Below are 6955 nucleotides of genomic sequence, written 5' to 3'. Positions count from 1 at the left end.
CGCCAGGCCCGTCCCCCCGGCCACCAAACCGCCCGGCATGGCCCGCCCGAGACGCGGAAGGCCCCGCACGGAGAACCGTGCGGGGCCTTCGCAGCAGGCTGTGCCCTAGGCGGGTGACCTGAGGAGGGAGATCCTCAGCTCTGGCCGCCGGCGAGCTTCTCGCGCAGGGCCGCGAGCGCCTCGTCCGAGGCGAGCGCGCCGCTGGCGGGAGCCGACGACGAGGTGCCAGGCTGGGCCTGGGTCTCGCCGCTGTAGGACGAGGGAGCCGCCTCGCCCGCCTCGGCCTCGGCCTTGCGCGCCTCCTCGATCTGCTTCTTGTGCGCCTCGAAGCGCTGCTGGGCCTCGGCGTACTGCCGCTCCCACTCCTCGCGCTGCTTGTCGAAGCCCTCGAGCCACTCCCCGGTCTCCGGGTCGAAGCCCTCGGGGTAGATGTAGTTGCCCTGGTCGTCGTAGGTGGCCGCCATGCCGTAGAGGGTCGGGTCGAACTCGACCTCGGTCCCGACACCCTCGTTGGCCTGCTTCAGCGAGAGGCTGATGCGGCGACGGTCGAGGTCGATGTCGATGATCTTCACGAAGATCTCGTCGCCGACCTGGACGACCTGCTCCGGGATCTCCACGTGACGCTCGGCCAGCTCGGAGATGTGGACCAGGCCCTCGATGCCCTCCTCGACCCGGACGAACGCGCCGAACGGCACCAGCTTGGTGACCCGGCCGGGCACGACCTGGCCGATCTGGTGGGTGCGGGCGAACTGCTGCCACGGGTCTTCCTGGGTGGCCTTGAGCGACAGGGAGACGCGCTCGCGCTCCATGTCGACGTCGAGGACCTCGACCGTGACCTCCTGGCCCACCTCGACGACCTCGGACGGGTGGTCGATGTGCTTCCAGGACAGCTCGGACACGTGGACCAGGCCGTCGACGCCGCCGAGGTCCACGAACGCGCCGAAGTTGACGATCGAGGAGACGACGCCCTTGCGGACCTGACCCTTCTGGAGGGTGTTGAGGAACGTCTGGCGAACCTCGGACTGCGTCTGCTCGAGCCAGGCGCGGCGCGACAGAACCACGTTGTTGCGGTTCTTGTCGAGCTCGATGATCTTGGCTTCGAGCTCACGGCCGACGTACGGCTGCAGGTCGCGGACACGACGCATCTCGACCAGGGACGCCGGGAGGAAGCCACGCAGGCCGATGTCGAGGATGAGCCCACCCTTGACGACCTCGATGACCGTGCCGGTGACGATGCCGTCCTCGTCCTTGATCTTCTCGATCGTGCCCCAGGCGCGCTCGTACTGGGCGCGCTTCTTGGACAGGATCAGGCGGCCCTCTTTGTCCTCCTTCTGGAGAACCAGGGCCTCGACGTGTTCGCCGACCTCCACGACGTCAGCAGGGTCGACATCGTGCTTGATCGAAAGCTCGCGCGAGGGAATGACACCCTCGGTCTTGTAGCCGATATCGAGAAGGACCTCGTCTCGATCGACCTTGACGACGGTGCCCTCGACGATGTCGCCGTCGTTGAAGTATTTGATGGTCTCGTCGATCGCTGCGAGGAAGGCTTCCTCGGACCCGATGTCGTTGACCGCTACCTGCGGGGTGCTCGAGGTGGCCTCAGTGCTGGACGTCATGTGTGGAATTGCTCCGAACGCGGACAGGATGTCGATGTGGCGGATGCGCGGCAGGCCCTCTTCCGCATCAAGCCGAGGAATGACGACATCGACGTGACCGAGCGCGAGCCCGCTCCGTCTGAGGCGCGCGCGAGCCCACAGCGCAGCGATCAGCATATGAGACCTGGGCCACGGGGTCAATCCAGGGAGGCATGAGTACGCGACGACCTGGAGCCCACGCTTGGCCCCGATATTACCCCGAACTTCCTCCGGGATGGAGCTCGGGCCGGATCACCGCCGGAGTGAGACCGCTCACCACGGCGCCCGCACCCCCTCCAACCAGCGGCGCGAGCATCACTTGCGGCACTTCCCCCGCATCTCGTTGCTGTGGACGCGCCGCATCGCTCCAGGAGAGTTTTTTCGCCCAGGGCGAACAACAACGGCTCGGGACCGGCCGCAGGGCGCGCCACGGAACCTCCAGAATCAGGCCCGGGTCAGTGGCCGGCGTCCTCCCAGGTGCGCCCGACGCCGACGGACACCTCCAGCGGCACCCGCAGGCGGTAGGCGGCGTTCATCTGGTCGGACACGACCTGCCTGAGCTTCTCCAGCTCCCCAGGCGCCACCTCGAACACCAGCTCGTCATGCACCTGCAGCAGCATCCTGGAGGCCAGCCGCTCCTCCCCCAGCGCCTGACGCACGTTGAGCATGGCGACCTTGATGATGTCGGCGGCCGACCCCTGGATGGGCGCGTTGAGCGCCATCCGCTCGGCCATCTCCCTGCGCTGGCGGTTGTCGCTGGTGAGGTCGGGCAGGTAGCGGCGGCGGCCCATGATGGTCTCGGTGTAGCCGTCGGTGCGTGCCTGGGCGACGATGGCGTGCAGGAAGTCACGCACGCCGCCGAACTCCTGGAAGTATTCCTCCTTCAGCGCCCGCGCCTCGGCCACCGGGATGTTGAGCTGCCCGGCCAGCCCGAAGTCGGACAGCCCGTAGGCCAGCCCGTAGTTCATCGCCTTGATGCGGGCCCGCAGCTCACCGTCGATCTGCTCGGGCGGCAGGTCGAACACCCTGGCCGCGGTGGCCTGGTGGAAGTCGTGACCCGACTCGAACGCCGCGATCAGCGCGTCGTCGCCCGACAGGTGGGCCATGATCCGCAGCTCGATCTGGCTGTAGTCGGCCGTCAGCAGTGTCTCGTAGCCCTCGCCGACCACGAAGCCCTGCCTGATGCGGCGGCCCTCGGCGGTGCGGATCGGGATGTTCTGGAGGTTGGGCTTCTCCGAGGACAGGCGGCCGGTGGCGGCCATGGTCTGGTTGAACGTGGTGTGGATGCGGCCGTCGTCGGCGATCTCCTTGATGAGGCCCTCGACGGTGGTGCGCAGCTTGGCCTGGTCGCGGTGGCGCAGCATGATCGTCGGCAGCTCGTGCTCGGTCTGCGTGGCGAGCCAGGCCAGCTGGTCGGCGTCGGTGCTGTAGCCGGTCTTGATCTTCTTGGTCTTGGGCAGGTTGAGCCGGACGAAGAGGATCTCCTGCAGCTGCTTGGGCGAGCCCAGGTTGAACTGCTCGCCGACCGCGCGGTGCGCCTCCTCCACGGCGTGCTTGACCGCGGCCCCGAACTCGGCCTCCAGGCCCGCGAAGTATTCGCCGTCGACGGCGATGCCCGCCCGCTCCATCTCGGCCAGCACCGACAGCAGCGGCAGCTCCACGTCGCCGAGGAGCTGGGTGCCGCCGCGCCCGGCGAGGAACGTCTCCAGCGAGTCGGCCAGCTCGCGCACGGCGTGGGCGCGCAGCGCAAGGTCCTTGGCCGGGGCGTCCTCATCGTCGCCGAACAGCGCGGCCTGCCCGCCGCTGTCCTCCTCGGCCCGCAGGTCGCGGTTGAGGTAGCGCCTGGCCAGGTCTTCGAGGGCGAAGGTGCGCTGCCCCGGCATCGCCAGGTAGGCGGCCAGCGCGGTGTCGCAGCTCAGCCCGCGCAGCTCCATGCCCTGCGCCCAGAGGGCCAGGATGGGCCCCTTGGCGTCGTGTACGGCCTTGGGCCTGTCGTCGTCGCCCAGCCAGGCCCGCAGGGCCGTCTCGTCGGCCTCGGTGAGCTTGACGGGGTCGATGTGGGCGGCGGTGCCGTCGGGCGAGGCGATGGCGATGCCGTCGATGCGGCCGGTGCCGCTGCCGTAGGCGCCCTTGAAGGCGAGCCCGGCGCGGCCTTCGGGCAGCGCGGCCAGCCAGCCCGCGACCCGGTCGGGCCCGAGCAGCACGGTCTCCACCTCGAAGCCCTGCTCGGGCTCCTGCTCGCTCGTGCCGAGCACCTTGAACACGCGCTCGCGCAGCTCACCCCGGATCTGCAGGGTGTCGAACAGCTTGTTGACCTCCTCGCGGTCCCAGACGCCCTGCGTGAGGTCGCCGAGGTCGACGTCGACCGGGACGTCGCGGAGGAGCTCGGTGAGCCGGCGGTTCATCAGGACCTGGGCGACGTGCTCGCGCAGCTTGTCGCCGACCTTGCCCTTGACCTCGTCGACGCGGTCGATGAGCGCGGTCAGCGAGCCGAACTCGCGCACCCACTTGGCCGCGGTCTTCTCCCCGACGCTGGGGATGCTCAGCAGGTTGTCGCTGGGGTCGCCGCGCAGCGCCGCGAAGTCCGGGTACTGGACCGGGCTGAGGCCGTATTTCTCCTGGACCGCCTCGGGCGTGAACCGGGTCATGTCGCTGATGCCGCGCCGCGTCATGAGCACGGTGACGTGCTCGTCGACGAGCTGGAGCGCGTCGCGGTCGCCGGTGACGATCAGGACGTCCATCCCCTGCGCGGAGGCGCGGGTGGCGAGCGTGGCGATGAGGTCGTCGGCCTCGAAGCCCGCCTTGGACAGGCGCGGGACGCGCATCGTGTCCAGCAGCTCGAAGATGAGCTGCATCTGCCCGCGGAAGTCCTCGGGGGTCTCGCTCCTGTTGGCCTTGTAGTCGGCGTATTCCTCGTGCCGGAACGTCGGCTCAGACCTGTCGAAGGCCACCGCCACGTGGGTCGGCCGCTCGTCGCGCAGGATGTTGGTCAGCATCGAGGTGAACCCGTAGACCGCCTCGGTATGCTGACCGTCGGTGGTCATCAGGTTGGCGTCCTTGAGCGCGTAGAACGCGCGATAGGCCAGGGAATGCCCGTCTAGCAGCAGCAGGCACGGGCGGCTGGGGGTCACTTCACTCTTTGGCACACCCGCAGCCTAGTCTGCGGGGGCGACAGAAAACCCGAGCTCGGAAGAGTGGAGACGTCCCTTTGACGCAGACCAATCCCGTAGACCTCTCCGTGTTCGGCGACGCGCACCGGGGCACGCTCGCCGAGCGGATGGGCATCGAGTTCATCGAGGCCGGGCCCGAGCGGGTCGTGGGCCGGATGCCGGTCGAGGGCAACACCCAGCCGTACGGCCTGCTGCACGGCGGGGCGTCGGTGGTGCTGGCCGAGACGCTGGGCTCGACGGCGGCCGCCATCCACGCGGGCCCCGAGCGCATCGCCGTCGGCATCGAGATCAACGCCACCCACCACCGCTCCGCGACCTCCGGCCACGTCACCGGCGTCGCCACGAAGTTGCACGGCGGCCGCACGCTGGCGACGTACGACATCGAGATCACCGATGAGCAGGGACGACGCGTCTGCACCTCCAGGCTCACCTGCATGCTACGCGACCGCTGAACTCTCGGATCTCTTGCGCCGACCCTTTGCGCACCGCCCCCGCGGGTCGCTACGGTTGTGAGAACAGAGCCCGCGGGGAGGCCCAGTAGATAACGTGCACGGCGAGTGAGAGCCCTGCACGGCCCCAAAGGCCCATCCCTGCGGGCTCGTCCACGTTTTCCGGCGATCGTTACGAATTCGTTTCCGCGAAGCGCCAGGTGTCTCTCTCGATTTAGCCCCTGACCAGGGTTGTTGATTGCTCACATCAGTGACACGCAGTTGTCACTAATTGGTGACGAACCATACTGAACCGGGCGTCACGGCAATAGGCTCCCGCCATTGCATCCCAGTTGTGCCTGCGATGCGCGCGTGTCGAGATGGAGGGGCACAACCCCGCCTTGACCTGAATTGAGGGAGCACCATTGCGCAGAGCCGTGATCGCGTTCACGGCCTTCCTGGGTGGACTCATCTTCCTGCTCGTCGGGCCCGCGCATGCGGACCCCGCCGATTGCCAGGGACTGAGGGGAACACTCACATTCCAAGGCCAGCCAGTGAACGGCGCCAAGATCGCCGTGACCACCGAAAGCGGACAACCCGTCGAGGAGGTCACCACCAACGCTCAAGGCACCTGGGACGTTCAGGTCGAAGAACCGGGCCGGTACAAGGCCACCCTGGACGTCAGCACCCTTCCACAGGACGCCCAGATCCGGGGCGGCAGCAACGTCCGCACACTCTCGGTGTACGAGGGCAACTGCTCCGCCGCCCTGTTCGCCCTCCAGCCCAAGGCCGCCCCCGGCCAGCCGCAGGAGGGTGACAGCGGCGGGCAGAGCACGTTCTGGACCCAGGCCGCCCAGCTGACCTTCGAGGGCTTCAACCTCGGCCTGATCATCGCCCTGGCCGCGCTCGGCCTGTCGCTCATCTACGGCACGACCGGCCTGACCAACTTCGCCCACGGCGAGCTCGTCACGCTCGGCGCGATCCTGGCCTACGCCTTCAACGTGGGCGTGGGGCTCCACCTGATCCCCGCCGCGGTGCTCGCGGTGCTGGCGGCCGGCGCCCTGGGTTACGGCCAGGACCGCCTGTTCTGGGGCCAGCTGCGCAGACGCGGCACCGGCACCATCGCCATGATGATCATCTCGATCGGTGTGGCGCTCTTCCTGCGCTACGTCTTCCTGATCTTCTTCGGCGGCCAGACCGAGTCCTACGCGCAGTACAACGGGCAACCCGGCGTGGAGGTCGGGCCCATCTCGGCCGCCCCCAAGAACTTCATCGCCATGGGCATCGAGCTGGCCGTGCTGATCATCGTCGGCATCGCGCTGCTGCGCACCCGCACCGGCAAGGCGGCCCGCGCCGTGGCCGACAACCCCGCGCTCGCGGCCTCCTCCGGCATCAACGTCGACCGCGTCATCAGGATCATCTGGACGCTGGGCGGCGCCATCGCCGCGCTGGCCGGCATCATGCTCGGGCTCTCGCAGAACCTGAAGTTCACGATGGGCCAGGACATCCTGCTGCTCATCTTCGCCGGCGTGACGCTCGGCGGGCTCGGCACCGCGTTCGGCGCCCTGGTCGGCTCGCTCGTCGTGGGCCTGTTCATCCAGGTCTCGACCCTGTGGGTGCCGCCGGAGCTCAAGAGCGTCGGCGCGCTGGTCGTACTCATCATCGTGCTCCTCGTCCGGCCACAGGGCATCCTGGGCCGCCGCGAGCGGATCGGCTGATCGGG

The 6955-nt window shown here is 68.5% G+C and carries 4 protein-coding genes; 2 read left to right on the top strand and 2 right to left on the bottom strand.

What is annotated here, in order from left to right; genetic code table 11:
• Nucleotides 1–134: 134 nt before the first annotated feature.
• Complete coding sequence (gene rpsA / locus ITP53_RS33495; protein ID WP_195899462.1) at nucleotides 135–1616, bottom strand: 30S ribosomal protein S1; 1482 nt, start codon at nucleotides 1614–1616, stop codon at nucleotides 135–137.
• A 473-nt stretch (nucleotides 1617–2089) separates the two neighbouring features.
• Complete coding sequence (gene polA / locus ITP53_RS33490) at nucleotides 2090–4780, bottom strand: DNA polymerase I (protein ID WP_195899461.1); 2691 nt, start codon at nucleotides 4778–4780, stop codon at nucleotides 2090–2092.
• A gap of 131 nt (nucleotides 4781–4911) precedes the next feature.
• On the opposite strand from polA, the gene ITP53_RS33485 reads away from it, so the two are divergent.
• The gene (locus ITP53_RS33485) at nucleotides 4912–5256 is read left to right on the top strand and encodes a PaaI family thioesterase (protein ID WP_407941345.1); all 345 of its coding nucleotides are present in this window, start codon (nucleotides 4912–4914) and stop codon (nucleotides 5254–5256) included.
• A 530-nt stretch (nucleotides 5257–5786) separates the two neighbouring features.
• A complete protein-coding gene (locus tag ITP53_RS33480; protein WP_195899459.1) occupies nucleotides 5787–6950 on the top strand; it encodes a branched-chain amino acid ABC transporter permease in 1164 nt (387 codons plus the stop codon).
• Nucleotides 6951–6955 lie beyond the last annotated feature (5 nt).

This window comes from Nonomuraea cypriaca (assembly GCF_015645445.1).
In the GTDB taxonomy this organism is placed as follows: Bacteria; Actinomycetota; Actinomycetes; order Streptosporangiales; family Streptosporangiaceae; genus Nonomuraea; species Nonomuraea cypriaca.
This window is presented reverse-complemented; position numbering and strand designations above follow the sequence as displayed.

What these genes read in the sequence shown, in the direction of transcription:
- rpsA (WP_195899462.1), bottom strand. Translation starts at nt 1,616, where the DNA reads ATGACGTCCAGCACTGAGGCCACCTCGAGCACCCCGCAGGTAGCGGTC.
- ITP53_RS33485 (WP_407941345.1), top strand. Translation starts at nt 4,912, where the DNA reads ATGGGCATCGAGTTCATCGAGGCCGGGCCCGAGCGGGTCGTGGGCCGG.